Genomic DNA, 26,863 nt, shown 5'->3' with positions numbered 1-26,863 from the left:
TCATGCGGTGTCCATGGCCAGGTCTCAAGGGTCTGCGGGTGCGGTCCGGGTGCGGGTCGCTCATGCGTTCCTCACGCTCCTCATCCGGTGTCCAGGCTCTTGTTACGCCGCAGCAGCCAGAGGAAGAACGGTGCCCCGAACAGGGCGGTCAGGATGCCGAGCGGCAGTTCGTTGGGCCGGTTCACGGTGCGGGACAGCAGGTCGACAACGACCAGGTAGATGGCCCCGACGACGGCGGCCAGGGGGAGCAGTCTGCGGTGGTCGGCGCCGACGGCGAGGCGTACGAGGTGCGGGATCATCAGGCCGACGAAGCCGATGCCCCCGGCGACGGCGATGACGGTGCCGGTCAGCAGCGAGGAGAGGACGAGCAGTCCGGCGCGCAGCCGGTGCACGTTCACGCCGAGCGCGGTGGCGGATTCGTCTCCGGCGAGCAGCGCGTTGAGCTGGCGGCCGAACAAAGCCAGGAACATCGTGGACGCGATGACGACGGTGCTGACGAGGGGCAGTTGGTCCCACTTGGCGCCGGCGACGCTGCCGAGCATCCAGAACATCACGGAGCGCAGCTCCGTGGGGGTCGCCCGGAGTTGCAGATAGCTGGTGCCGGCCAGGAAGAGGTAGCCGACGGCGACGCCGGAGAGCACGAGTCTCGTGGGGGCGAGGCGTCCTCTGGTCTGGCCGAGGAGGAAGACGAGGCCCACCGCGAGCATCGCACCGGCGAAGGCCGCCGCCGACACGCCGAGTCCGCCGAGCGCGCCGCTGGCCATGGTGATGACCATGACGGCGCCGAGTGAGGCCCCGGAGGAGACGCCGAGGACGTACGGGTCGGCGAGCGGGTTGGCGACCACCGCTTGCAGGACCACTCCGGAGACGGCCAGTCCGGCGCCGACGAGGGCCGCCAGGACGACGCGGGGGGTGCGGAAGTTCCACACGATCTGGTCGAGGGCGGGATCGTCGGAGGCGCCCGCGCCGGTGAGGTGGTGGAAGACGATGCTCCACACGTCGGCCAGGGGGATGGTGACCGACCCGATACTGACGGCCACCATCATGATGAGGGCGAGCAGCGCGATCAGGCCCACGAGGACGGCACCGGCCGGGACCTTGGACGCGCGGGGGGTCACCGGCCCTTGAACGCGTCCGGGTGCAGCGTCTTGGCGATCTTGTCGACCGCCAGGTCGTTGCTCGGTCCGAGGTAGACCGAGTCGGACAGCACGACGTACCGGTTGTTCTTGGCGGCCGGCCACTGTGGGAACTCCTTGATCAGCTTGCGGGCGTAGGCCGCCGGGTTCTTGTCCTGGTAGCCGATCACCACCAGCGCGTCGACGGGCTCGGCGGCGACCTTCTCCTTGCTGAGGTCGGCGAAGGCGTTGTCCGTGGCCGAGGCGAAGGCGTTGGTGCCGCCCGCCTTGTCGAGGATGTCGTTCCAGATGCCGTTGGCGGCGATCGAGCTGAAGTCGTTGCCGCCCATCGACATGTTGGAGAAGACCACCATCACCCGGGGTCGCTTCTTGCCCTTGACCTGCGCGCTGACCTGCGCGCTGACCTTGGCGATCTGCCGCTTGGAGTCGGCGATCAGCTTCTCGGCGCGGTCGCTGACCTGGAAGATCTTTCCGAGGTCGCGCAGCAGCCGGTAGCTGTCGTCGATGGTCATCTTTGAGGTGTCCTGGTCGCAGCCCTGGGGTGAGACGTACGTGTTGGCCGCCACCGAGCCCAGATCGTCGCGGGTGGCGAAGCCGTTGCCGGAGGAGAAGCCGTAGGACGTGGTGGACAGCACGAGGTCGGGGCGCAGGCCCAGCATCGCCTCGCGGGGGATGTCGAACGCGTCGTTGGCCTTGACGCCGCCGTCGGGGAGCTTCTCAATGGCCTCGGCCCGGCCCTTGACCTCGGATCTGCCGTACTTCTGCTGGTTGGCGACGATACGGTCACCGAGACCGAGGGCGAGCATCGCGGAGACCTCGGCGACCGAGGCGCCGTTCATGACGACGACGCGGCTGGGGGCCTTCTCGTACATGGTGCTCCGCCCGCAGTTCTTGAGGGTGACGGGATAGCCGACGCCGGAGCGCTCGCCCTTCACCTCGGAGTCGGTGGCCGTGGACGATGATCCGCCGCAGGCCGCCAGGGTGAGGCAGAGCGCTCCGGCCAGCACCGCGATGGCGGGCCGATTCTTTGTCATGCGGGCTCCTCGTGATGGGGCGGGCTCCGCCTCAGTAGTCGTGGCGAAGCCCGCCCGAGTTCCCGCAAGCGGCTAACCGGCCGTGATCGGGCCTGGCCGGTCGTCGCCGGTGGGGCGCGGCAGCGTTCCGGTTTTGACGCAGTGGTCGAGGTACCTGAACACCAGTGACCGGTCGATCGGCGGGCAGGAGATCCCGCTGCCGTCCAGTCCGCGCAGCACGTTGTCCGCCCGGATGTGACCGAGCCCCAGCTCGGGTTCGGCCGACCCGGGATCGCCGGCCTCACTGCCGGTGCTCACTCCGCCGACGGGAGCGCGGTCGCCGTTGCCGGCGCCGTCGCCGTCGAACGAGTCGAAGAACGCCAGCGTCGTCGCGGCCACGTCGGCGGCCCTGGGCAGTTCGGCCCGCCACTGGGCGAGCGGCATCCGGCGTACGGGATAGCCGTACGCCCGTACCCACTCGTACACATCGGCCAGCCGGACCTGCTCGATGGGCGCGTGGTTGAACACCGGTCCGCCGGTCCGGCCGCCGGACAGCGACAGCCGTACGACGGCTCGCGCCACGTAGTCCACCGGCGTCCAGACCTCGGCCTCGAAGAGGTCGGGCACGATGCCCGCCGGGATGCCCGCGCGGAGCACGCTCCACACGAAGTCCCGCTCGTTCACGTAGCCGGTCTCCGGGGCGCCGACGACCCGGCCGAGGCGGTGCAGGGTGACGGGAAGGCCGCGCTCGGCGGCCTGCTCGACCAGCCGTTCCGAGACCCACTTGCTCTGCTGGTAGCCGTAGACGAGGCCGGGGTGCGGCGGCAGGAACGCCTCGGGCACCTCGGGGCGCTGGCTGCGTGGCGGGGCCACGGACAGCGTGGAGACCAGGTGGAAGGGGACGCTCCGGGCGGCTGCCATGCGCAGCAGCTGCCGGGTGGACTCGGCGTTGGCGCCCCGCAGGCTGGCGTACTCGCGCATGATGCTGACGGTGGCGGCGTTGTGGAAGACCGCGTCGCAGGTCTCGGCGAGTTCCGCGAAGCGGCCCTGGGTCAGGCCCAGGTGGGGCCGGGCGAGGTCGGCGGGCTCGGCGATGATCCGGTGCTCGGCTCCGGCGACCGTGAGCTGCTGGTCGGCGAGTGCCTGCCGGATACGGCCTGTGCCCTCCTCAGGGGTCCGCGCGCGGACCAGGCAGACGACCTCTGCGTCGGTGGTGGCCAGGAGTTCGGCCAGCAGCTGGGCGCCGACGAAGCCGGTGGCCCCGGTGAGCAGGACCCGGCGCGGTGCGGCGGAGGTGTCCCGCGCACGGGCCGCGGCGCCGGGGACGATGTCGGCGTCGAGCACGGCGTCGGTGGCCATGGCCTCGGGGAGACCGGTGCCGGGCCCCGTGCTCCGTGCGGCGTCCTGGCTGTCACCGGCCCCGGCTGCGGCTCCCGTCGCGGGGGCCGTCGCACCGCCCGCGGTCTCGCTCTGGGTCCGGCCGTCGAGGAAGGCCGCGAGTTCGGCGGCTGTCGGGTACTGGAAGAGCCAGGCGACCCGCACCTCGCGGGCCAGTTCCACGCCGAGCCGGTTGGCGACCTGGATCGCCTGGAGCGACTGGGCGCCGAGGTCGAAGAAGTCGTCCTGCGGGGAGATCCGTTCGGCGCCCAGGATCTGCTCCCAGACACCGGCGATGGCCCGTTCCAGCGGGCTGTCACCGGCCTCCCCCGCGCTGTCGCTCGCGCCGCCCTGTTCCCGATCCGGGGAATCCGGGGACGCCGCGGAAGCAGCGGAAGCAGCGGAAGCGGCGGAAGCGGCGGAAGCGGCGGAAGCGGCGGAAGCGGCGGGCCCGGTGAGCGCCTTGCGGTCGATCTTTCCGGAGCCGGTACGCGGCAGCCGGTCGCGGAACTCGATCGCGGACGGCACCATCGCGGCGGGCAGCACCGCCCGCAGCCGCTCCCGTACCTCGGCCGCGTCGGGCGCGGGCTGCTCGGTGACGAGGTGGGCGGCGAGCCGCCGGGTGCCGTCGGGCAGCACCTGCCCGACGACGGCGGCCTCCCGGACGCCGGGCTGCCGCAGCAGCGCCGTCTCCACCTCCGTGGGGTGGACGCGGTGTCCGCTGATCTTGAACTCGCCGTCGACCCGGCCGACGAACCGCAACTGCCCGTCGTCACCGAGCCGTACGAGGTCGCCCGTGCGGTACGCGCGCGGCTGGCCGGGCAGCAGGGTGAGGGCGGCGAACCGGTCGCCGTCGGCCACCCGGTCACCCCGGTAGCCGGCGGCCAGCGCGTCGCCGACGAGGTACAGCTCGCCGACCACGTCCCCGGTGTCGGGTTCCGCGTCCGCGGCGTCACCGGGCTCTGACCGGGGGGTGACGAGGACCGCGCGGGTGCCGGGCAGCGGGCGCCCGATGGGCACGTCACCGGCGGCCAGGGCAGGGTCGTGCAGGTCGGCGACGGTGGCGACGACGGTGGCCTCGGTCGGGCCGTAAGTGTTGAACAGCCGCACCGAGGTGCCGACGGCCTTCCGCCACCGGTCCACGCGCTCGGCGACGGCGGCCTCGCCGCCGATGATGACGGTGCGCACCGTGGAGGGCAGCGCGGCGGCCCCCGTGGAGAGGGCGTACGCCAGCTCGTGCCAGTAGGCGGTGGGCAGGTCGAGAACGCTGATCCGCAGGCGCTCGCAGGCTTCGGTGAGGGCGGGGACGGACTCGGTCATCTCGTCGGTGCGGATGACGAGGGTCGCGCCGGTGCACAGGGTCAGGAAGATCTCCTCGACGCTGGCGTCGAAGTGCAGCGGGGCGAACTGCAGGACGCGGTCCTCGGCGCCCAGACCGTAGCGCTCGGTGGCGCCGGTGACGAAGTGCGCCAGCGCGCCGTGGCTGATCTCCACGCCCTTGGGCGTGCCGGTGGAGCCCGAGGTGTAGATGACGTACGCCAGTTGGCCGGCGCCGGTCGCCGGGGCCGGCAGGGGCTCCGGGGCCGTCCCGGCGGCCGTCTGCCCCGCGTCGTCGAGCAGCACCACCGGCACGCCGCCGGTGTCGCGCGGCAGCTTCCCGGCGTACGCGTCCGTGGTGAGGATCACGGCGGGTTCGGCGTCCGCCAGCAGCGTGGTGGTGCGGGAGGCGGGCGCGTTCGGGTCGATCGGGCAGTAGGCGGCGCCCGCGTACAGGACGCCGAGGATGGCGGTGACGGCGCCGATGCCGCGCGGGAGGGCGACGGCCACCAGGGAGCCGGGGCCGAGCTCGCGCCCGGCGAGGAGGTGGGCGACGCGGCGGGCGGAGGCGTCGAGTCCGGCGTAGCTGAGGCGTTCGCCGCCGTGCTCGACGGCGATGGTGTCGCCGTCGCGTGCGGCGATGGCGGTGATGTGGTCGAGCACGGGGCGGGCCGGTCGGCTGAGCGGACCGCCGTCGAGTATCACGTCCCGGCCGTGCGCCTGAAGCGGCTGTCCGGCGGATTCGCCGGTGGACGTCCGCGGCCCGACCTGTCGTGCGTCGCCGTCGCCCAGGGGCGCGGTGGGGTGGGCGATGGCGTGCCGCAGCAGTGCCAGCAGTTCCCGCTGGTGGGTCTCCAGGGCGGTCGCGTCGTACAGGTCGGGGTTGGCGTCCATGGCGATCCGCAGGCCCGCGCCCTCCGCGCGGTCGTAGACGTTGACCGACAGGTCGTCCACGGGACCGGCGGACACGTTGTGCACGCTGCTGGGGTGTCCGGCGAACCGCAGGTCGTACTCGAACGGCATGATGTTCACGCCGGGCCCCGACAGCCGCCGCTTGCCGCCCACCAGTTTCAGGTCGCGCCGCATGTGCTCGTAGCGGTAGCGCTGGTGGGGCAGGCCCGCGCGGAGCTCGGCGGAGACCCGGGGGGCGAGGTCGGACAGGCTGTCCCGCCCGGCGACCGGGACGCGCAGCGGCAGCACGTTGCGCACCATGCACGGCACACGCAGCGAGACCGACCCGAGACGGCCCATGACGGGCACGCTGAGAACGGGCTCCGGGGAGCCGCTCACCTGGTGGATGTAGCTCGCGGTGAGGGCGAGGATGACATCGGACCAGGTCACGGACAGCTCGGTGGCGACGGCGCGCAGCGCTCTGACCTCCGCCGCGTCGAGGTCGGTGATCCGCCGCAGGTAGTCCCGGGCGGGCAGCCCCGAGCTGCTGGCCAGGCTGGGCACGGCGGGGCGGTCCGCGTACCGGTCGCTCCAGTACGCGCGGTCCTTGGCGTGCCGGGGCGACTCACGGTAGGCGCGTTCCTCGTCGCGCACCGACTGGAGGGTGCCGAAGCCGCTGGCGGCCGGGGCGGTGCCCGCGACCAGCGCGGTGTAGACGTCGGCCACCCGGCGGGCGACGAGGGAGAGCCCGAAGCCGTCGAGCGCGATGTGGTGGACGTAGTGGTACCAGAGGAACGTTTCGGGGGCGATGCGGAACAGGGCGTGCCCGAAGACGGGTTCGGTCGCCAGGTCCCTGGGGCGTTCCATGTCGCGCGCCATCCACGCCAGGGCGGCCGCCTGCGGGTCGGCCTCGCCGGTGAGGTCGGCGATGTGCGGCTGCCAGTCGGTGGCGGGCACGGTGAGCTGCCACGGCCGGTCGTCCACGACGACGAAGCGGACGTTCAGCGCTTCGGTCTCGGCCACGACGTGCCGCAGCGCGCGCTCGAACGCACCCGTGTCCACGGGGCCGTTGATACGCACGTACTCGGCCGTGTTGAAGGCGGGGCTCTCCTGGTCGAGCTGCTGGCCGGTCCAGATGCCCTCCTGCGCGGCGAGCAGCGGGTGGCGCTCCCCCGCGCCGTCAGACCTGGGCATGTCCGGCCCCTGCCTGGCGGTCCGAGAGGAGCTGCCACCAGTCGGCGAACGAGGTCCGCTCCGCGAGCTCCACGAAGCTCACCTCCGCACCGGCGGCGCGCCACTTCTCGGCGAGGGTGACGATGCGGAGCGAGTCCAGGCCCGCGTAGAGGGGGTTCTCGGTGAGATCTACTTCATCGGGTTGCTGGTGCAGGACCTCAGCGAGGTCCGCGCGGAAGGCCGCCAGCGTCAAGGGCTCAGACATGTCGTTCTCTCTTGGGTAGCGGGTACGGATCGGGCGGCGCGGCGGTCAGTTGACCTTGCGTTCCGAGACCTTCCAGAAGCGGTCACGCAGCTCCCTGCGGAGGATCTTCCCGCTGGGGTTGCGCGGCACCTGGTCGATGAACTCGTACCGGGCGGGGAGCTTGAAGCTGGCGAGCCGGTCGATGAGGAAGCGGTGCAGGTCCCTCGGGGACGGCTGCTCGCCGGGGGCGGCGACGACGAAGGCGTGGATGGTCTCGCCCCAGCGCTCGTCGGGGGCGCCCACGATCACCGCTTCGGCGACGCCGGGGTGCCGCTCAAGGGCGTTCTCGATCTCGGCGGGGTACACGTTCTCCCCCGCGACGATGACGGCGTCCTTGATGCGGTCGCTGATGAAGACGTAGCCGTCCTCGTCGACGTATCCGGCGTCCCCGGTGTGAATCCACTCCCCGACCAGCGTCTCCCGGGTCTTGTCGGGAAGCCCCCAGTACTCGACCATGCGGGCGGGGGTGGCCAGGCAGACCTCGCCGACGGTGCCGGGCGGCAGATCGCGGCCCTGGTCGTCGATCACCTTGCTACGCACTCCCGGATACGGGTGGCCCGCGGCCTTCATCCTGGGGTGGCCGGGGATGTGGTCGGCCGGGGGCAGGCAGACGGCGGTGTTGCCGGTCTCGGTCAGCCCGTAGATCTGCGCGAACTCGCAGCCGAACATGGCCAGGCTCTCCTCCAGCAGCGCCTCCGAGATCGGTGAGCCGCCGTAGACGGTCTTCCGCAGGGTGGCGAAGTCGGCCGGGGTGACGCCGGGTTCGGCGAGCATCATCCGCAGCATCGCGGGGACGACGCAGGCGGTGGTGATGCCGAGGTCGCGGATGAGGGTGACGGCGTCGCGGGCGGCGAAGGCGCGCATCGCGACGACGGTGACACCCGCGTTGAAGTTCTGGGTGGCCCACCACAGGCCGCCGACGTGGAAACCGGGGATGCCGATCAGCGCGATGTCGCCCGCGCGCCAGTCGATCCAGTCCAGGCCCTCGCTCGCGAGCGCGTCGCGGATCGCGAAGAAGCTGCGGTGGGCGAGCACCACGCCCTTGGGCAGCCCGGTGGTGCCGCTGGTGTACAGCTGGGCGACGGGGGTGTCGGGGGTGGCGCCGGGTGCCAGCTCGGTGTCGGGCTGGGCCGCCTTCCACGTCGCGTACGCGCTGCTCTTCGCCGCGCCGTCCGGCTCCCCCGCACCTTGCTGGGTGGCCGCTTCGCCGAGGCGTACGAGCGTCACCGGGGCGGCGTCGGGGAGGCGCTCGATGACCGGCGCGAAGTCCGCTTCGAGGAAGAGGAGTTCGCTGCCGGAATCCTGGAGGATGTGGCTGACCTCGGGCGCGGTCAGCCGCCAGTTGATGGGCACCAGCACGGTCTCGCTCTTCGCGCAGCCGAAGAGGATCTCGTAGTAGTGCTCGGACTCCTTGCCCAGGTAGGCGACCCGCGCGCCGGGGGCGAGCCCGGCGGCCTTGATGGCGTGGGCGATGCGGTTGCTCTCCTGGTGCAGCTGCCCGTAGGACAGGGCCCGCCCCTCACACAGGACGGCCGTGGTCTCGGGCCGCTGCTGTGCGTGGAAGCGCGCCGTCTCGTCGAGGGTCCGGAGTTCGGGGTGGTACAGCCTGCTGTCGGATGTCCGCGTCATCGTGGAATCGGCCATGTCCGGCGCCTCCGTGGTCGGCCCGTGGTGCGTGCGCCGGCCATACGGCGGCACGCACCACGGGGTGGTGATTTCGCTGGGGGATCGCTAGGGGATATTGACGAAGGCGAGCTTGACTTCGCCGTCGCAGCGTCCGCCGTCAGCGTCCCAGTAACGGTGGGAGGTTTCCGCGAGCAGCATCGGGCTGCCACCGCCGGGCGACCTTCGTGTCACTGTCTCGAAGGTCATCTCACCGGAGAACGCACGCGGATTGATCGGGCGCCGGAAATTGCTGGCGAACCGGGCTATGAGAATGTCGGGAAGCTGGTGCTTCCAGTAGTCGTCCATCGTCCAGGAGGAGAATTCGGGCATCAGCCCTTCCTGTACGGACTTGGCGACCAGGTAATACATCATCTGGTTGTAGCAGATGTTCACCTCGACCGCGTTCAGGTGCCCGGTGTCGTCGATGTAGCACGATTCCGGGATCGAGAACTCACAGCGTGCCGTCGCCTGTCCGGAATGGGCGCTGACTTCGGCGGAGCGCAGGTACTTGCAGTTCTCCTTGTACGGGCGCAGCACCGGCGTCAGCAGAGCCTCGTCCGTCGGATACCACTCCCGGGTCCCGGCGAGTTCCGTGGCGGGCGTCACGCCGTCACCTCGTCGTACAGCTTCCGCTCGTCGTGCACGGTGACCCGGAAGGAGACCGTCGGCTCGGGGGCCGAGGTGTGCAGCGCGCGGTGGATGAGGCTGCGGTTGTCCCAGACGAGGAGGTCGCCCTTCTCGAAGCTCTGGAGGTGGATGTTGGAGTGCGTGAAGGTGTCGTCGAGCTGCCCGGTGGCCTCGAAGAGACGGTGCAGCAGGTCGGATTCGTCGGGCTTGCCGTCCGCTTCCTCGATGCCGACGGTGAAGCCCTCGGCGAGGTAGAGCACGGTCTCACCGGTCATCGGGTGGGTGAAGGTCGTGGGCTTGACCACCGGCGGGGTCTTGGTCTCCACCTCTTCGAGGATCTCGGAGATCGGGCGGTAGACGTCGTGCGGACGGATCTTGAAGTACTTGCGCACGGAGTGCCTGGCGTACGTCCCCGCGGCCTCCTTCTTCAGCTCCTCGGGCAGCGCCTCATACGCCTTGCCCATGTCGATGAAGTAGGTGCCGCGGCTCTTCTGCGGAATGACCTGCGGGTAGATCAGCGTGATGCCGAACGGGTCCGGCATGAACATGTAGTCGGCGTGCCAGAACTTACCGGTTTTCGGTACGCCGATCTGCTTGCCGTCCTTGGGCACATTGGAGGAGACGAAGACCTCCGGGACATCGGGGTGCTGGTACATCGGCTCGTAGTACGTCTCCGGGCGGCCGAGCCGCTTGCCCAGTTCCAGGAACTGCTCCGGGGAGAGATCCTGACCCTTGAGAACCGCGATCTTATGCGTGTAGACGGCTTCCTTCAGCTTGTCGATGTCCGTCTGCGACGCGCTGGTGTAATCGAAGCCGTGCACGGCGGCACCGAGCTTCTTGCCTGCCTGCGGAGTGATCTCCATGGTGTTACTGCCTTTCGCGGATGAGATACGGAAATGCGGATGCTGCGTGACCGTGCCGGATCGCCGGAAGGGGAGACCGGCGGGCCGGTGCCCCGGTCCTTACGGGTGAAGTCGTTCGTCGAGCAGCTTTACGGTCGCTGCGAGGCTGAGGCCCTCATGCAGCTCGTTGTCATCGATGCTCACGCCCAGTTCGCGTTCCAGATGCATGCTGATCTCGACCATGGTCAGTGAGTCGACGTCCAGCTCCCCGTAGGTCATCTCGGGGGTGATCTGGTCGGGCGGGGTGTCGTGCAGCTTCGTGAGGATGGTGAGCAGTCGGTCGTAGGTGGCACTCATGAGGCTTGTCGCCCTCCCATGTCTGCGCGTTCGTGTGCGGTTGGCGGTGTCAGTCCTGGGCGGGCCAGCGCAGGGCGCAGGAGCCCCAGGTCAGGCCGCCGCCGAAGGCGGTGAGAAGGACGCGGTCACCGGGCTTGATCACCTGTGCGGAGACCGCGTCGGCCAGGGCGAGCGGGATGGAGGCGGCGCCGGTGTTGCCGACGGACTCCACGTGGGAGACGCAGCGTTCGCGGGGCAGCCCCAGGTCGTCGGCCACGGCGTGCAGGATGCGCAGGTTGGCCTGGTGGGGTACGAAGTGGTCGACGTCGTCCACTTTCCACTCGGCGTCAGCGAGCGCGGCGCGCGCGGAGGCGGCCATGCGGGTGATGGCGTGCCGGTAGACCGCCTTGCCCCGCATGGTGAAGTGCTGGTCCTCGCGGCTCACTTCGCCCGGGGTGGAACGCTGCCGGGAGCCGCCCGCCGCCACCATGATCAGTTCTTCCTCGGCGCCGTCGCTGCCGAGGTCGAAGTGGCCGACGGCGCCCGGCTCCCCCGGGTCCCCGGCGCGCAGGACGACCGCTCCGGCACCGTCGCCGAAGATGATCGCGTTCGTCCGGTCCTCCGGGTCCACGATCGTCGAGTACGTGTCGGCGCCGATCAGCAGGACCCGCTTGGCCACGCCCGCGGCGATCAGCCCGGCGGCCGATGCCAGCCCGTAGATGAAGCCGGTGCATACGGCGCTCACATCGAACGCCGCCGCGCCCGTGAGGCCCAGCCGGCTGGCGACGAGGGGCGCCGTGGCGGGGCAGCTGCGGTCGGGGGTCGTCGTCGCGACGATGACGGCGTCCACACTGCCGGGCCCCGCGGAGGCCAGAGCGCGCCGCCCCGCTTCCACCGCCAGGTCGGAGGTCGCCTGCCCGGGCTCGATGAAGTGCCGTTGGCCGATCCCGGTACGGGTTCTGATCCACTCGTCGCTGGTCTCCAGCCGCGCGGACAGCTCCTCGTTGGTGACGACCCGCGGCGGCACCCAGCCGGCGAGCCCGCACAGCACGGCCGTACGTCCCCGTCGGCCCCCGTCCCACCGGTCGCCGGACTCCGCCGGCTGCGCGCCGGGCCTGGCGCCCGACGGGCTGGCGGCCAGGGGTGACCCCGCGACGGGCTCGGGTTCTCGGTCGTCGGAAGCAAGCGTCTGCGTGGCGGCGCTGGGCACGGCTGTTCTCCTCAGTTGGCATGCGTGGGGGGTGGGACGAGAGGGGGGCGGGGCTGTGGGGGCTGTGCTGGACGGGAAGGCCGGTCCGGGCGTGGGGCCCTTACCGGCTGGGAGCCTTGCGCAAGGCGAGGATCACCAGGGCCCCGCAGCAGATTCCGGCCGCGATCAGATAGGCGACGAGCCGGATTCCGTCGATCAGCCCGTCGTGGAGGGCGGCACCCCTGAGGCCGTCGGTGTGCGCGTTGGCCACGGCGACGAGGATGGCGAGCCCGACCGCGCCGCCGACTTGCAGCGTCGTGGAAGCGAGCCCCGAGGCGATGCCCTGGTCACCGGGGGCGACGCCGGAGGCGGCCACGATCCACATGGCGGTCCAGGCGGCGCCCTGCCCGAGGCTCACCAGCACGATGCCGGGCAACAGCCGTGCGTACGAGCCGTCTTCGGCGAAGCCGAGGCCGAGGGCCGCGGCTCCGGCGGCGCCGAGCGCCATGCCGCCGAGCAGCGTGGCGCGGACACCGAAGGCGGCGATGGCCCGTTCGCCGACCTGGGTGCCCGCCGCGACCAGCACGGCGGGGACGAGGAAGGCGAGGCCGGTGCTGAGCGCGCTGTAGTGGTGCACCGTCTGGAAATAGAGAGTCAGGAAGTAGGGCAGGGAGGCGAAGGTCGCGTTGAAGACCGCGGTCAGCGCCATGGCGGCGACCAGCGAGCGGTGTGCGAACAGCCGTGCCGGGGTGAGCGGGTCGCGGCTCCGCGCCTCGATGACGGCGAAGGCCGCCAGCAGCAGGACCGAGGCCGCCGCGCAGACGAGCACGGAGCGGCTGCCCCATCCGGCCTCGGGCGCGTGCACCAGGACGAAGACCAGCAGGGTGATGCCGCAGGTCGCCGTCAGCGCACCCAGGATGTCGAAGTCCCGCTCCCGCGACCACGGCGGGTCGGCGGGGAAGAGCAGCCAGCCCGCCACCGCGATCGCCCCCGCGAGGGGGACGTTCACGAGGAACACCGACGGCCAGCCGAACGCCTCCACGAGCACGCCGCCGAGCAGCGAACCGAAGCACAGCCCGCCCGCGCCCGCCGCACCCCACACGGCCAGTGCCCGGTTACGGCCCGGGCCCTCCTCGTAGATCGTGTTGATCAGCGAGAGGGTGGCGGGGAAGAGCAGGGAGCCGCCGATGCCCTGAACGGCGCGGACCGCGACCAGCAGCCCGGCGGAATCGCAAATTCCGCCCACCAGGGAGGAACCGGCGTACAGCCCGGCCGCGAGCACGAACATGCGGCGCCGTCCCAGCAGATCCGTCGCCCGCCCGCCCAGCAGCAGGAAGCCGCCGGTGGCCACGACGTAGGCGCTCACCACCCATTGCAGGTCCTGCTCGGAGAAGCCGAGACCGTCCTGGATGCTGGGCAGGGCCACGTAGACGATGTTGAAGTCGAGCGCGATGACGAGCTGCGCCGCAGCCAGCACGAACAGGGACAGCCCAAGCCGTGGGCGTGGTGGTGCATGTGACGACGTTATAGCGGACATCCCCGGACATTCCCCCTTAGGAACCTACCGGACTCGCATCCAGCGGTTCCCCATGCCTTGGTGCGACGGATCTCGGGCGGCTTCGGACACGTAGGGCCCACCCGGCGAACCGGCTTCGACTGCGGCCGCCCCCGACTCGCGGCCGGTTAGTCATATGCCCGTGGGCGGCTCGTTCTGGATGCTTACGCACGGCCTTCCGGCGCGGCAAGCGTTCTCCCTCCTTTTTGGCCTGGCTCAGATTCCGGTTGCGGAACCGTCAAGGCGTCAACTACAGGAGTCGTGCACAGAGAGAACCAGCCACTCGGAGCATCGGATTCCATTCCGCTCCGCGCCCGGAGACCCGAGGAGCCAGGGCACTAACGGCAGGAGAATCCCGGAACCTCATTCGATCTCCCGCTTTAACCCGCCTCGCCCACGCCTCGGAACCGCGCCTGGGCATCGCTTTTCAGCCATGCCCAGGGCAGCGTACAGCGCCAGGGATGGCTGATTCAAGCGGCTGGAACCTCAATTACCGCTCATACATGAGTCATTCCCGAAGAGATTCGGAAGCAACCGTTCCACCTTGCCGAGAAAGGGCTTTACCAGTAGTCGTACGACAAAGCTGTCTGGTTCCCCGGGATCTCAAGATTCTTCGTCACACGCGGCATGGGCATACCTCGCGGCAGCAGGGCGTTACCTGGTTGACCGGAGATACAGCACCGCTCACGCAGCAGTCGGGCATCGTTAACCCCCACGCCTCCCAGGCGGGTTAAGGGCCCACACCGGAGGACACGGTTTGGCCAGCCGGAAAAAATCCACGGTGCCCTGGTCTTCTGGCGCGGCGCGACCTTCCGCCTGGCAGAAGAAAGGCGAGTTGGGGGAGCGTAACGGGCCAGGGCGGGTTTACGGGGCCGCTTCCCGTGTTTGGCCGAAGTTTCGCCGCTCGACCGGGCCGGGCCGGGCAAGAGCCAGCCGGAGAACACGGCCGGTCCGGCGCGCTCGGTGCGGACCGCTCCCGCGTTCCTGATGCGCGGCGATGGCGCGCGGCGACTGGGCGGAGCGGTCGGGCGGGTGGCCGGGCGGCGGCGCTCGCCGGTTGAGCGGGGCCGGGCGGCGCGGACGGGATCACCGGTCGTGGGCGCCTGGGGCCGGGTCGGGGCCACCGCCGCCGAACCGGTGTGACCTGGGACGACCGCTTCGCGGGCCGGGTCGCCCGACATCGGCCGACCCGGCCCGCTCCGTCATCCGCCGCCCGTCATGCCTCTTTCTTCATCCGCCGTTCTTCATCCGCCGTTCTTCATCCATCGGCCGGCGTCCGGGCGGCCGCCAGCCGTCAACCAGCCTGCCGCCGCCCGGACTTCCACCGCCTGCCGGGGATGGGCTGTCGGCTCAGCCTTCGCCCATCAGTTCGCGGATCTGGGTAATGAGCGCGACCAGCGCCTTGCGCTCGGGAATGGTGGTGTCGGGGTGCCAGAGATCCACGAGCAGGCAGGTCCGGGGACGCGTTCCGCCATTCCACGCCTCGTGTTCAAAGGAATAGTCGAAGAGCAGGCACTTGCCCTCTTCCCAGCGGCGCGTTTCTCCTGCGACCTTGATCCCACAGCCCTCGGGGATATCGACCGCCAAATGCAGGTTGATACTGAAATTCCACAGATCGCAGTGCGGCGCGATCGACGCGCCAGGAAGCAGCGTGGAGAAGTGGCACTCAAGGAGCGGGCACAGCTTCTCGGTGTCGACAGCGAAGTCCTTCAGCACCTTGTACGCGGTCGGCACGGTGGCCTCCGACTCCTCGACAAGGCCGCCCTTCCGGTAGAGGTACAGGGCCTGCCAGTCCTGCTGCGAGGTCAGATAGTGCTCATAGTCCGAGAATGCCTCCCGGCGCCCGGACCAGGCCGTCTCCAGTTCCGCTTTGATGGAGGCGTGGTGGGATTCCAGCGCGTTCACCACAGGGGCCAGCTCGGCATGGCCGTACGGATCGTGCCAGGGCTGTTGGGATATCCCCGGCAAGATCCACTTGGCGCCTTTCTGTAGCGGGTGCCGCTCGTGCTTCTTGGGTTCCAGCATCTCTTCGACGCGCTCGATCGAAGCTGACCCGTACTCATTCCGGATCGCGGCGAAGGCGTTCTCAATCTCAGGTGTCATATCGGTCTCCTGGTAGGGGAAAACAGGGTACGGACTCCACGATGCCGCACACGGATGTGTCCGCCGGGCCGCACGACCGGGGGCATACCCATGAACCGGGTCGGGACGCGTCCGCAAGTGATCATCACGGTGACGTCGGTGACGGGACAACGACGCGCCGGAACGCGACGTCGGTGGCGGCAGTCAGGCGGCCATCGCCACACCACCGATCTCGGCGGTGCGCAGCAGCGTGACCAGGTCGTCCCGCGCCCGCGCCACTCGAGAGCGCACCGTACCGACGGGGCAGCCGACGACCTCGGCGGCCTCGGCGTAGGGCAGGCCGAGGAGTTGGGTGAGGACGAATGCCTCACGCCGATGGGTGTCGAGGGTGTCCAGCAGGTCGAGGAGCACCACTCCCTCCTCGAAGCCGGGAAGTCCGGACGGCTGGGCACCTTCCGCCGCGGTCTGCCAGTTCGCGGCGTCGGCGAGCCTGGGGCGGACAGCGGCTGAGCGGTAGCGGTCGACGACCACCCGGCGGGCGATCGACAGCAGCCAGGTGCGCGCGTAGGACCGGCCCGCGAAGCGGGGCAGCGAGCGCAGCGCGCGAAGAAAGGTTTCCTGAGTCAGGTCGTCAGCGCCGTGCGCATCGCCGCTGAGGTGCGTCACGAACCGCCAGACATCCCGGTAGGTGGCCCGGACGAAGCACTCGACAGCCAAGGGGTTCCCGTCCCTGGCGGCGAGCGCCCAGCCGGTCACCTCTTCATCGTCCACGGGGCCGGACGGCCCCGTGCTGTCCCGGACAAGAGCAGGAATCATCGCAACGGGTCCTTATGGAGAACGCTGTGGTCCGCGCCATGGGGAGGCATGGCACGGGTAGGGGAACGGCACCGCGCGCACCTGTCACACACCCGCCGCGATCGGCTCACGGGGCGCGTCCAGCCCGCGCGATGCGACCGGCTGACGGCGCGCCACCGACTCACCACGGCAGCCACGACAAGGCTCACGAAACGACAGGACCTGACCTGACCTGATTCGAGCTGATCTGATACCTGACCCGACACCTGGCCTGACCGGTCACGACATGGTCAGGCCGGACGCACAGAGCAGGACTTGGCAGATCTTGACAGGACTTGGCAGGACATGACGTCAGCACACGTGAGCCTTCAGCGGCACCGGCGTCACTGACGACACTGGCGACATCGGTGTCACTGACAACACCAGGGTCACCGGCGACATCGGTGTCATGAGCGTCATCGGCACGCGGACGGCGAAAGGAGCGGGGCCTGTTGCCGACGTGCGCGCAGGGACGCGGCAGTGGCGGCCGGGCACGTCGGTGCTGCGCCCGTCACCCGGGCGCGCCACGGAGCGCGGAGGGCGGAGCGGTCAGCAGTACGCGGCGGATGCCGGAGGGCTTCTGCCTCCGAGGCCGTAGCGCAGGAACACGCCGCGCAGCCTGCGGACGAGGAACGCGCCGACAGCGCGCGGGACCGGTCGCCAGACGGAGACAGGGCCCAGGCTGCGCAGCGCGACGCGCAGCGGCACGAAGGCGACGGCCGCGAGGGCACGGCCCAGCCGGAACGCGGCGGCCTCGCCGCGCCACAGCCACACGCCGCAGACCAGCGCGGCCAGTACATGGACGAGGAGCATGCTCCCGGAACCGTGCCCGATGAAGGGCAGGCTCACCATGTCACCGCTGGGAGCCGGTCCGGGGATGCCTCCGGTCACGCCCATGGGGTCAACGCCGGTGGCGGCATGGGTGTGCTCGCCGTGCGCGTGGGCCATGGGGGCGGAGGAGGCCGTATACGAAAGGGGTCCCGCGTGGGACATCGCGCTCGCGTGTCCGCCATCGGCCGCCGATGACGGAGGGAGCTGCGTGAGGCTGAACAGGAAGTGCAGGCCGAGTTGGGCGGCGACGGTGGCGCCCGTCACCACCAGCGCCCCGCGCTCGCGCCCGGTGAGCCACCAGGCGGCGGCGGCCGTCCCGGCGAAGGCGCTGCCCAGGGCCAGTGCCGGTAACTGGCTGCCCGCGGCCAGGGAATGCCCCGCGGCGGTGACCAACACGCATACGGCCGCGAAGGTCGCGGCTCGTATGGCGCGGCACGCCAGCCCAGTGGTCATACCCGTTATCGTGCCAGCCGCCACTGACAGGCGGACCGCCGCGGGGGGAAACTTTGCCGGGGGCGGCGCACGGGCGAGGGCCTCGTGAACGGTGTGTCCGGTGCCGCTCACTCAGGGCTCCGAACGGCCCTGATCACGCGGGGGCGGGGCCGGGTGCGCACGGCCGCCCGCCCGAGGCCACATGTGCGGTGCCGGGGTGTTACCTAGAGGTAACCGCAGCTGCTTTGATGTGCCCGCGACGTTCAACCCCCCACCTCCACAAGGAGATCCCGTGCAGCATGCTGTCCCCCGCCGTGCCCGGCGCGCGCTCATCGCGTCCGCTTTCGCCGCGGCCACCCTCGCCACCGCGCTGCCGTACGCAAGCGCGGCAGCGGCGGAAGGCCGGCCGACGGCTGGTCGCCAGGCCGACCGGACCGGTTCCGTTTCCACCGCCCCGCCAGCGCTTCGGGTACTGAGCTACAACGCCTTCCTGTTCAGCAGAAACCTTTACCCAAATTGGGGCCAGGACCACCGGGCCAAGGCGATTCCCGCCGCCGGCTTCTTCCGGGGCAACGACGTCGTCGTGCTTCAGGAAGCGTTCGACAACTCCTCCTCCGACGCCCTGAAGGCCAACGCCGCGGGCGCGTACCCGCACCAGACCCCCGTTGTCGGGCGCTCCAGGAGCGGCTGGGACGCCACCGGCGGCGACTACTCCGCGCTGACCCCGGAGGACGGCGGCGTGACCGTCCTCAGCAAGTGGCCGGTCGTACGGAAGGAGCAGTACGTCTACGACGAGGCGTGCGGCTCCGACGGGCAGTCGAACAAGGGCTTCGCCTACGTGGTCCTGAACGTGAACGGGACCAAGGTGCACGTGGTCGGCACGCACGCGCAGTCCACCGACTCGGGCTGCGCGGCGGGCGAGGCGGCGCGGGTGCGCTCCGCGCAGTTCAAGGAGCTCGACACGTTCCTGGACGCGAAGGCCATCCCGGCCGGTGAGCAGGTGCTCGTGGCGGGCGACCTCAATGTGGACTCACACAGTCCGGAGTACCAGTCGATGCTCAGCGGCCTCGACGTGGCGGCGGCGGACCGGCGCACCGGCCACGCGTACTCCTTCGACACCGCGGAGAACTCCATAGCGGCCGACCGCTACCCCGACGACCCGCGCGAGGATCTGGACTACGTGCTGCACCGCGCGGGCCACGCCAAGCCTGCGGGCTGGACCAACGAGGTGGTCAAGGAGTCTTGCGCGCCGTGGACCGTCAGCAGCTGGGGACAGAAGTACACGTACACCAACCTTTCGGACCACTACCCCGTGGTCGCGAGCGGCGGCTCGCGTGCCGGGGCGGCCACGTAGCCGGTGTGACCTGCGCCCCGGGCCCGGGACCACGGACGGATTGTCTGCTTCAATAGGCCCATGGCCAGCAACCAGTACGCCGCGACGGGTCGCAGTGACCTTGAGCCGTTTTGGCCTTCTCGGCAGGCGCATCACTTCGACCGCGAGTGTTGTCCCGCGCTGTGACGCGCGGGCCCGCTCGCCTCGCTGACGCCTGACGTTCGCTTCTCGCCGCGTCGGCATTCCCGGCACCAGCCCTGCCCGCGCGCATGACGTCCCCCAGACGCCCACTGCGCGAAAGAGCTGACCATCATGACGAACATACGCACACTGTCCGCTTCATCTGCTTCATCTGCCGCGTCCGCCGCACCCCTCGCGCCGGGTTCCGGTCCGCTCTCGCGGTCGCCGCACGCGTCGCCCCCGCAGCCGCCCCGCCAGCGGCTGCGGGCGGTGGCCCCCGATGAGGTGCCACCGGTCGCCGACCTGCTGCACGCGGACGCCACCTGGCTGCCCGCCCCCGCGCACAGCCTCCCCGCACTGCCCGGACGGCCGCCGATGGTGGGCTACCTGGTGCTGGTGCCCGCCGACCGGCGGTCCACCGCCGCGCCGCCGGACGGGGCGCCCGTTCCCGTCGGCGACGCGCTCATCCGGATCGACGCCGCGCGGCGGACCGTACGGGTCGCGGGCCGCCCGCTGGAGCTGACCTACCTCGAATTCGAGCTGCTGGCCCACCTGGTGGCGCACCCGCAGCGGGTGCACACCCGGGACCAGCTGGTGACCACGGTCTGGGGATACGGGCATGTCGGCGACGGCCGGACCGTCGATGTCCATGTCGCCCGGCTGCGCCGCAAGCTCGGCGCGGAGCACCGGGCGTCGATCGTCACGGTACGGCGGGTCGGGTACAAGTACGCCCCCGTCAATTGACCCAAGCGTGACCCAAGCCGCCCGCCGACAGCCAAGGCCCGGTATAGCGTGCCGCCATGGGACTCGACCGCTTCCTGCCCGAGCACGACTACCGGTCCAGTTACAGCCGCCGGATCGCGGCCGACCCGGACACGACGTGGCGCGCCTACCAAGCGCTGACCGCCGAGGAACTGCACATCACCCAACTGCTGACCGGCTTCCGCTCGCTGGGCACGTTGCGGCTCAGCGGGCGGCTCACGGAGACGGCCCCCGTCCCGCTGCTGGCCGTCGGCACGCGCGAGGAAGTCCGGGGCAAGGTGGCGAAGTTCTGGCATGTCCGCCCGGAGCTCGCGCCTGTGCCCGACGGTGACCCGGAGGCGTTCGTGGCCTTCACCGAGCCCGGCTGGGCGAAGACCGTCACCGGCGCGCGGGTCGTCCCGGACGGCGACGGCAGCCTGATGACCATCGAGACCAGGGTGCGCTGCACCGACGAGCGGTCCCGGCTGGTCTTCGGGGCGTACTGGGTGGCGATTCGGGCGGGCGGTGCGGCGTTCGTCCGGCTGGAGATGCTGCTGGCGGTGGCCCGCCGGGCGGAAGGGGCGGCGCTGGCCGCCTGACGCACTCGTACGCCCGCGAGCTCCCCGGGGATGGCCGGGGAAACTCGCGGGCGGTGTGGTGCCGTCCGGAGTAATGAGTGCGGTGCCGTCCGGTGCGGTGAGGGCACCACGGGCCGGTGGCCGCCTGCTCAGTTACTCATCAGCGGCCGTACGACGACCCCTCGTACACCGGCTGCGGCGCGACCGGCGCAGCCGTCGGCTCCTCGCCGTGTGAGAAGTGCGGCAGCCAGCCCAGCCAGCGCGGCAGGTACCAGTTCCGCTCTCCGAGCAGCGCCATGATCGCGGGCAGCAGCACCATCCGTACGAGGGTGGCGTCGAGCAGCACGGCGACGGCGAGGCCGACACCCATCTGCTGCATGTCCTGCATGGACAGCATCGCGAAGACCGCGAACACGGCGACCATGATCGCAGCGGCCCCGGTGATCGGTCCCGCGGTGGCCTGGATGCCCTCGACGATGGCCTCCCGGGTGCCGCGGCCCCGGTCGTGGGCCTCCCGGATACGCGAGACCACGAAGACGTGGTAGTCCATCGACAGGCCGAAGAGGATGACGAGGACGAACAGCGGCATCCAGGACTCGATCGCGCCGGCCTTCTCCATGCCGAGCAGTCCGGCGCCCCAGCCGTGCTGGAAGACGGCGACCATCGCACCGTAGGCGGCGGCCACCGACAGCAGGTTGAGGACGATCGACACCAGGGCGATGGGCACCGACCTGAAGCAGACCAGCATCAGCAGGAACGTCATGGCGATGATGAAGAGGAACACCGGCACGATGCCCGACTTCAGCTGATCGTTGAAGTCCACGGAGGAGGCCAGGTCGCCGGTCACGTACACCTGCTCGGCGGCATCGCCCAGCGTCCGCGGCACCAGGTCCTCGCGCAGGGTCTCCAGCGCCCGCTTGGAGTCGCCGTCCGAGCCGTTGCCCGCCAGCGGTACGTCGATCTCGACGACGCCCTTCGCCTGGTGCGTGACCACCTCGATCGTCTTGCCGAACTCACCGGTGGCCGCGGCCTGCTTCCTGAAGTCGGCGACCGCGCGCTTGAACCCGGGCGAGGACACGTCGCCGGCCTCGATGATCACCTGTGCCGGGGTGGGGCCGCCGGGGAACGTGCCGGTGATCTGCTGGAAGGACACGGAGATCTCGGCGTCCTTGCCGAACTGCTTCTCCAGTCCGAGCTGTTCGGTCTTCATGCCGAGCGCGGGTGCGCCCAGCACCACGAGCAGCACCGCCGCGGCGACCGCGAAGAACGCCGGCTTGGCCACGACCGGCTTGATGAGCGTGGCGGACAGCCCGCCACCACCGCGCGTGGCGCGCTTGCCCGCCCGGCGGCCCACGAACGGCAGCCGCCCCTTGTTGACCCGGTCACCGAGCCAGGACAGCATCGCGGGCAGCACCGTCACCGATCCCAGCATGGCCATGAAGACGACCACGATGGTGGCGACGGCGAATCCCTTGAAGAGCATCAGACCGGAGAAGAACATGCCCGCCATGGCGACCATCACGGTGAAACCGGAGACCAGCACCGTGCGGCCGCTGGTGGCCGCCGCGATCCGCAGCGCGGTCTCCGCGTCACGGCCCGCCGCCCGCTCGTCCCGCTCACGCCGCAGGTAGAACAGGCAGTAGTCGACGCCGACGGCCAGGCCGACCAGGAACATCACCGAGTTGATGGTGGGGGTCAGGTGCATCTGGTGACTGACCAGCGCCAGCACACCGAAGGTCGCGACGCAGGCGGTCAGCGCGAGGATCACGGGCAGCAGCGCGGCGACGACGGCGCCGAAGACGACCAGCAGAATGCCGAGCGCCAGCGGTACAGCGGTGAACTCGGCCTTCTTCATGTCATCGCTGAGCACCTTGTCCAGCCAGGTGCCCGAGCTGGCTTCGCCGAACTGGTAGACCTCCAGCTCCTTGTGCTCCCTCCCGGCCTTGTCCACCACGTCCATGACGGGACCGACGCGGTCGGAGGAGGTGTCGGCGTCGCCCTTCATGTCGAAGCTGATCAGCCCCTCCTTGCCGCTGTCGGACCGGACCGGCTCCTTGACCTCGGTGACCTCACCGGTCTTCGCGATGCCGGTGCTGATCTGCCGCGCCACATCCCGCCAGCCGTCCGGCTCGGCGCTGCGCACCATCACCATCTCGCCCGCGGGGGTGTCCAGACCGGCGTCCTCAAGGATCTTCTCGGCCTTGACCGAGTCGCCCGCGCCGTTCTCGGAGTTCGTCATCTCGACCATGCCGGAGGCGCCACCGCCGACCGCGATGAGCACGACGAACAGCAGCCAGCCGAAGATCGCGGTCTTGCGGTGGCGGGTGCTCCACCCGCCGAGCCGGGCCGCGAGGTTGTTCTTCATGGCGTTTTTCCCCCTGAGGTAAGGACCGAGTACGTCACGCCCCAAAGCTAGGAAGCGGCGCGCCTGGCCCCCAGCCGCTGAAGCACCCAGCCGCTGAAGCAAAAGGCGAGGTCACGGGGGTGGTGCTAGGTACACCCCCAGCCGGGGCCCGCGCCCAGTGCCTGACAATGGACAAGCGGCCAGACTGGGCCGTGTCCGAAGTCCGGGCGCAGTGACAAGACGGGGAGACACCACATGAAGGTCCGCAACGCGTTGCGTGCGACCGCCCAAGGGTTCGCGCTGATGTTCATCTCGCTCGCGGGCTCGATCCTCCTCTTCGTGCTCTCGGTCCTCTCGATCGCGTTCATCCTGCTCGGCGTAGGTCTCATCACCACCCCGTACGTGCTGGCAGCGACGCGGGGCTTCGCCAATTTCCGCAGGCACAAGGCCGCCGAGTGGGCCGGGATCACCATTCCCGAGCCGTACCGCCCCTTCCCCGCGGACCCGCGCCCCGGCTTCACCGGCCTCGTCGAGCGGTGCACGGTGCTGCTGAAGGACCCGGCGACCTGGCGGGACCTGCTGTGGCTGCTCGTCGACATGACGGGCGGCTATGTGACCGCGCTGCTGGCCTTCCTCCTCATCCCGTACGGGATCTACGGTTCGGTGCTCGCGGCGGGTGTGTGGCGGCCGATCGTGCACTCCGGCGGCAATGAGTGGTACGCGTTCATCCCGATCTCCTCGCAGTCCACCGCGAACCTCGCGGCGCTGCTCGGCCTGTTCTTCCTCGTGATCAGCCTGTACGTGACCCCGAAGCTGCTGCTCGCGCACTTCACCCTCGCCCGTGGCCTGCTGGCCCCGACCCCGCAGATGGCACTGGCCGCCCGGGTCGAGCGGCTGACCGCCACCCGGCATGACGCTGTGGACAACTCCGCCGCCGAGCTGCGCCGCATCGAACGCGACCTGCACGACGGCGCGCAGGCCCGGCTGGTCGCGATGGGCATGAGCCTCGGCACCATCGAGGCGCTGGTCGAGAAGGACCCCCAGCAGGCGAAGCAGATGCTGTCCATGGCCCGCGCGAACTCGGCGGAGGCCCTGTCCGAGCTGCGTGACCTGGTACGCGGCATCCATCCCCCGGTGCTCGCCGAGCGCGGTCTCGGCGACGCGGTGCGGGCCCTGGCGCTGCGCATGGCCGTGCCGGTCGAGGTGGATGTGGACCTGCCGGGCCGGACCGAGGAGCCCGTCGAGTCGGCGGCGTACTTCGCGGTCAGCGAGGTGCTGACGAACGCGGCGAAGCACTCGGGGGCGGAGCGGGTGTGGCTCGATGTGCACTACGCCGACGGCATGCTGCGGATCGCCGTCACCGACAACGGCAGGGGCGGCGCCGACACCGCGCTGGGCTCCGGGCTGACCGGCATCGAGCGGCGGCTCGGCGCGTTCGACGGGCTGATGGCGATCACTAGCCCGATCGGCGGCCCGACGATGGTGACCATGGAAATCCCGTGCCCGCTGCTACCCGGACGGCCTCCGGCCTCCTGACGCCACGGTTTCCGGCGGCGGGTCTCGGCAGCGGGTCCCGTACGCGGATTCCGGGCCCCGGCCCCCTCCCCCGATTTCGCGCCTGCCGCACCGTTTGGGAGCATGAGCCGAACGCTGGCGGACGGCCGCGTCGAGAACGTGAGACGGGCAGCACATGAACGAGTGGACCGAGATCCGGGGCCGTGCCGGTGCCATCGTCCGGGAGGACGGGACGTATCTCGTCCTGAACAAACCCGCCGGGATCTCGGTCATGGGCGAACGGCATGAGACCGACCTGGTCAGGCTGGCCGAGGAGGTCGGCGAGACGCTGATCCCCTGCCACCGGATCGACAAGGTGACCTCCGGCGCCGTGCTGTTCGCCAAGGAGCAGCGCGTCCAGTCCGAGGTGACCCGGCAGTTCAACAAGCGCACCGTCGCCAAGACGTATCTCGCCATCGTGCCGACGGGCGGGCTGCCCGGCGGCCTTCCGGTGCACGGCACGATCGACATGCCGCTGAGCGTGGGCCGTAAGAACCGGGTACGGGTGGGCGCCCAGCGCGAGGACATCACGGCGAAGCTGGAGGGCTCCGCCGACCCCCAGCACGGCACCTGGTCGGTGCCGGAGGAGAAGGTGTTCTCGCACGTCAGGACGTATCCGTCGATCACGCACTTCACCCGGCTGTGGGCGGACGACCAGCACACCCTGCTCGCCATCGAGCCCGTCACCGGCCGCCGCCACCAGATCCGGGTCCACCTGGCGTGGATCGGCCTCCCCATCGTGGGCGACCCCCTCTTCGACAAGCAGAGCGCGGCCCGCGGCGAGCGCACTTGCCTGCACTCCTGGCGCCTGGCCTTCGACGCCACCTGGGAGGGCGGCGAGCGAGTGGAGGTCTCGGCGACTCCGGGCGACGACTTCTGGACCCCGATCGCGACCCGCCTCCCCGAGGGCGGGGCGGCGGGGGTGCTGTCGGGGGCGTGAGGGGGCGCCTTCCGGGGCGGGTTCACCGGATGCCCTCCTGTGTGATCAGGCCCGCCATGCGCGCGCACAGCGGGTGGGCGCCGGTGCCCAGGGTTGCTACCGGGTTGTGCGGTCCGGAGCCGTGCCGCCCGGAAGGGCCAGAGCTAGAGCACCCGGGCGTAAATCTTCGCGCCGGAGTGAAAGCGCAGGGTGAGCCCGCGATGGTCGGCCTTGGCACCGTCGCGACGTGACCAGAGTTCGACGGACTGGATTTCGCGGTTACCACTGGCGGAGAGCACGGTCCCGAGCCACGCCTCAGCGTCCGCGGATGACGGCTCGCGGGTGGCCGGGGCGGCTTCCACAGGGGGTGCGGGGTCGCCCTCGACGGGAGCCTCAGTCTCGCTGTACTTGTCGCCGGGAGCGGACTCCGCGATGAACTGCCACCGCACTTCGCTGCCCGCGACGGTCACGACGAGACCGAACGGGTGCTTGGTGTCACCGGCGTCCGCGAGGGTCAAGACCCGCCCGGCCGTAGGAGCGTTCTTGACCAAGTCGAGCGCGAAGCTCTGGAAGCGGTCGGGGCGCATATGTGATCTTTCCTTCCACCGGCGGCGGTCTCAGCTTAGAAGGAATCACGAGGGGCCGAGCCCCGATCCGGCGGCGGCCCGGGGCGGGTTCACCGGGTGCCCTCCTGTGTGATCAAGCCCGCCATGCGCGCGCACGCGGGGTGGGCGCTTAGGCGCCGTGGCGGTGGATCGCCGGGGCGCGGTGGGCGGATCGCGGCTACCGCTTCGTCGCGGGCCACCGCCCGGTCGCAGACCTTGCACTGGAGCGCCAGAGCATCGAGCCCGTGCACGGACATCACGGCGGGAGCCAGCACGCTGGAGAGGAAATACGGGCTGATGAGGTAGCGGCCCGACCAGTTGTCGGGGAGGTGCCAGTGCGGGCCCCAGCCCGCGCGTCGGTACGCGGGCGGTACGCCCACGTAGTGGACGCTGGCCCCCTCAGCCAGCAGCGCTACGTGTCGGTGCAGCCGCTCCCACTCCACGAACGGCGCCAGGGAGGCGATGCGAGGGGGCATCAGCCAGTAGACCGCATCGGTGTTGGGGTCGATGATCGAGGCCGCGTTGCCCTCGCCGTCGAGAAGCTGGAACGCCCACTCGGCGACCGCCGTACTCGTACGCGCGGCATCCCACTGGCGGCCTGCGGGGAGCAGCATCACGTCGTCGGATGGCGGCGGAAACCAGTCGAAAGGCATCGCCGTCATGAGGCTGACTCGTTCCGGATCTTCTCCCGCACCGTGCCGAGCGCCTCAAGCAGCCGGTCGAGGTCGGTCAACAGCCGGTCGGGGCTGGGCTTGACGCGCCAGTAGGTGGTGCGGTCGCGTTCCATGCCGGGGACGAACATCATGGTGCCGTCGTCGCCGGGCGTGTCGGCGCCCTCCGGTAGCTCGTGGCCGTCGGCCGCGCCGCGCGGGATGAGCCACGTCATGGTGCGCGCGAGATCGTCGCGGATCACGGCGCCGCTGTCCTCGCCGAGATCGGCGAGGACTCGTTCACCGCGCCACTGGGCCACGGTGACGGCGTGCCAGCCATTGTTTGCCGATGGGC

The 26,863-nt window shown here is 70.5% G+C and carries 23 protein-coding genes; 6 read left to right on the top strand and 17 right to left on the bottom strand.

Going from position 1 to position 26,863, the window contains the following annotated elements:
* Positions 1-80: 80 nt before the first annotated feature.
* The 10 genes from AC5P1B_RS22395 to AC5P1B_RS22350 form a co-directional block, all read right to left on the bottom strand.
* Positions 81-1,118, bottom strand: a complete 1,038-nt coding sequence (locus AC5P1B_RS22395; protein ID WP_493889140.1) for a FecCD family ABC transporter permease — start codon at positions 1,116-1,118, stop codon at positions 81-83.
* Positions 1,115-2,170 (bottom strand): ABC transporter substrate-binding protein, encoded by a 1,056-nt coding sequence (locus tag AC5P1B_RS22390; protein ID WP_493889138.1) that lies wholly within the window; start codon positions 2,168-2,170, stop codon positions 1,115-1,117. Before AC5P1B_RS22390 ends, AC5P1B_RS22395 begins: the two co-directional genes overlap by 4 nt.
* 72 nt (positions 2,171-2,242) lie before the next feature.
* A complete protein-coding gene (locus AC5P1B_RS22385; RefSeq protein ID WP_493889137.1) occupies positions 2,243-6,928 on the bottom strand; it encodes an amino acid adenylation domain-containing protein in 4,686 nt (1,561 codons plus the stop codon).
* Positions 6,915-7,172 (bottom strand): phosphopantetheine-binding protein, encoded by a 258-nt coding sequence (locus tag AC5P1B_RS22380; RefSeq protein ID WP_493889136.1) that lies wholly within the window; start codon positions 7,170-7,172, stop codon positions 6,915-6,917. Before AC5P1B_RS22380 ends, AC5P1B_RS22385 begins: the two co-directional genes overlap by 14 nt.
* Positions 7,173-7,217: 45 nt before the next feature.
* Positions 7,218-8,855: a long-chain-fatty-acid--CoA ligase gene (locus AC5P1B_RS22375; protein ID WP_493889135.1), complete on the bottom strand. Its 1,638-nt coding sequence runs from the start codon at positions 8,853-8,855 to the stop codon at positions 7,218-7,220.
* A gap of 87 nt (positions 8,856-8,942) precedes the next feature.
* Positions 8,943-9,482, bottom strand: a complete 540-nt coding sequence (scoD, locus tag AC5P1B_RS22370) for a (2E)-enoyl-ACP glycyltransferase (RefSeq protein ID WP_493889134.1) — start codon at positions 9,480-9,482, stop codon at positions 8,943-8,945.
* Positions 9,479-10,366: a (3R)-3-[(carboxymethyl)amino]fatty acid oxygenase/decarboxylase gene (gene scoE, locus AC5P1B_RS22365; protein ID WP_493889133.1), complete on the bottom strand. Its 888-nt coding sequence runs from the start codon at positions 10,364-10,366 to the stop codon at positions 9,479-9,481. Before scoE ends, scoD begins: the two co-directional genes overlap by 4 nt.
* A 99-nt stretch (positions 10,367-10,465) precedes the next feature.
* Entirely contained in the window at positions 10,466-10,702 is a 237-nt protein-coding gene (locus AC5P1B_RS22360) for an acyl carrier protein (protein ID WP_493889131.1), read from the bottom strand.
* A gap of 49 nt (positions 10,703-10,751) precedes the next feature.
* Positions 10,752-11,732 carry a beta-ketoacyl-ACP synthase III gene (locus tag AC5P1B_RS22355; protein ID WP_493889210.1) on the bottom strand — a complete coding sequence of 327 codons (981 nt, stop codon included), beginning with the start codon at positions 11,730-11,732 and terminating at the stop codon, positions 10,752-10,754.
* Positions 11,733-11,991: 259 nt separating this feature from the next.
* Positions 11,992-13,407: an MFS transporter gene (locus AC5P1B_RS22350; protein WP_493889130.1), complete on the bottom strand. Its 1,416-nt coding sequence runs from the start codon at positions 13,405-13,407 to the stop codon at positions 11,992-11,994.
* Between the two features lie 903 nt (positions 13,408-14,310).
* Between AC5P1B_RS22350 and AC5P1B_RS22345 the strand changes: the two genes are divergently transcribed.
* On the top strand, positions 14,311-14,568 hold the full coding sequence (locus tag AC5P1B_RS22345; protein WP_493889129.1) for a hypothetical protein: 258 nt from the start codon (positions 14,311-14,313) through the stop codon (positions 14,566-14,568).
* A gap of 207 nt (positions 14,569-14,775) precedes the next feature.
* On the opposite strand, the gene AC5P1B_RS22340 is transcribed toward AC5P1B_RS22345, so the two are convergent.
* The 3 genes from AC5P1B_RS22340 to AC5P1B_RS22330 form a co-directional block, all read right to left on the bottom strand.
* Positions 14,776-15,528: an aspartyl/asparaginyl beta-hydroxylase domain-containing protein gene (locus AC5P1B_RS22340; RefSeq protein WP_493889128.1), complete on the bottom strand. Its 753-nt coding sequence runs from the start codon at positions 15,526-15,528 to the stop codon at positions 14,776-14,778.
* A gap of 183 nt (positions 15,529-15,711) precedes the next feature.
* A complete protein-coding gene (locus tag AC5P1B_RS22335) occupies positions 15,712-16,323 on the bottom strand; it encodes a sigma-70 family RNA polymerase sigma factor (RefSeq protein WP_493889127.1) in 612 nt (203 codons plus the stop codon).
* A gap of 567 nt (positions 16,324-16,890) precedes the next feature.
* Positions 16,891-17,625 (bottom strand): hypothetical protein, encoded by a 735-nt coding sequence (locus tag AC5P1B_RS22330; RefSeq protein WP_493889126.1) that lies wholly within the window; start codon positions 17,623-17,625, stop codon positions 16,891-16,893.
* 271 nt (positions 17,626-17,896) lie between these two features.
* Between AC5P1B_RS22330 and sph the strand changes: the two genes are divergently transcribed.
* The 3 genes from sph to AC5P1B_RS22315 all read left to right on the top strand — a co-directional run bounded on the left by sph (position 17,897) and on the right by AC5P1B_RS22315 (position 20,457).
* Positions 17,897-18,958, top strand: coding sequence for a sphingomyelin phosphodiesterase (gene sph / locus AC5P1B_RS22325; RefSeq protein ID WP_493889125.1), 1,062 nt, complete (start codon positions 17,897-17,899; stop codon positions 18,956-18,958).
* Between the two features lie 291 nt (positions 18,959-19,249).
* Positions 19,250-19,861, top strand: coding sequence for a winged helix-turn-helix domain-containing protein (locus AC5P1B_RS22320; protein WP_493889124.1), 612 nt, complete (start codon positions 19,250-19,252; stop codon positions 19,859-19,861).
* A 56-nt stretch (positions 19,862-19,917) separates the two neighbouring features.
* Entirely contained in the window at positions 19,918-20,457 is a 540-nt protein-coding gene (locus AC5P1B_RS22315; RefSeq protein WP_493889123.1) for a hypothetical protein, read from the top strand.
* A 139-nt stretch (positions 20,458-20,596) separates the two neighbouring features.
* On the opposite strand, the gene AC5P1B_RS22310 is transcribed toward AC5P1B_RS22315, so the two are convergent.
* Positions 20,597-22,801 (bottom strand): MMPL family transporter, encoded by a 2,205-nt coding sequence (locus AC5P1B_RS22310; protein WP_493889122.1) that lies wholly within the window; start codon positions 22,799-22,801, stop codon positions 20,597-20,599.
* A 234-nt stretch (positions 22,802-23,035) separates the two neighbouring features.
* On the opposite strand from AC5P1B_RS22310, the gene AC5P1B_RS22305 reads away from it, so the two are divergent.
* Positions 23,036-24,316, top strand: coding sequence for a sensor histidine kinase (locus tag AC5P1B_RS22305; protein WP_493889120.1), 1,281 nt, complete (start codon positions 23,036-23,038; stop codon positions 24,314-24,316).
* A gap of 154 nt (positions 24,317-24,470) precedes the next feature.
* Complete coding sequence (locus tag AC5P1B_RS22300; protein WP_493889119.1) at positions 24,471-25,274, top strand: RluA family pseudouridine synthase; 804 nt, start codon at positions 24,471-24,473, stop codon at positions 25,272-25,274.
* A gap of 143 nt (positions 25,275-25,417) precedes the next feature.
* Here AC5P1B_RS22300 and AC5P1B_RS22295 read toward each other — a convergent pair whose 3' ends face one another.
* The 3 genes from AC5P1B_RS22295 to AC5P1B_RS22285 all read right to left on the bottom strand — a co-directional run bounded on the left by AC5P1B_RS22295 (position 25,418) and on the right by AC5P1B_RS22285 (position 26,828).
* On the bottom strand, positions 25,418-25,840 hold the full coding sequence (locus AC5P1B_RS22295; protein ID WP_493889118.1) for a hypothetical protein: 423 nt from the start codon (positions 25,838-25,840) through the stop codon (positions 25,418-25,420).
* An 89-nt stretch (positions 25,841-25,929) separates the two neighbouring features.
* Entirely contained in the window at positions 25,930-26,520 is a 591-nt protein-coding gene (locus AC5P1B_RS22290) for a hypothetical protein (RefSeq protein WP_493889117.1), read from the bottom strand.
* Positions 26,517-26,828 (bottom strand): hypothetical protein, encoded by a 312-nt coding sequence (locus AC5P1B_RS22285; RefSeq protein WP_493889116.1) that lies wholly within the window; start codon positions 26,826-26,828, stop codon positions 26,517-26,519. Before AC5P1B_RS22285 ends, AC5P1B_RS22290 begins: the two co-directional genes overlap by 4 nt.
* Positions 26,829-26,863: the final 35 nt, after the last annotated feature.

Source organism: Streptomyces sp. A01, from assembly GCF_059026195.1.
This window is presented reverse-complemented; position numbering and strand designations above follow the sequence as displayed.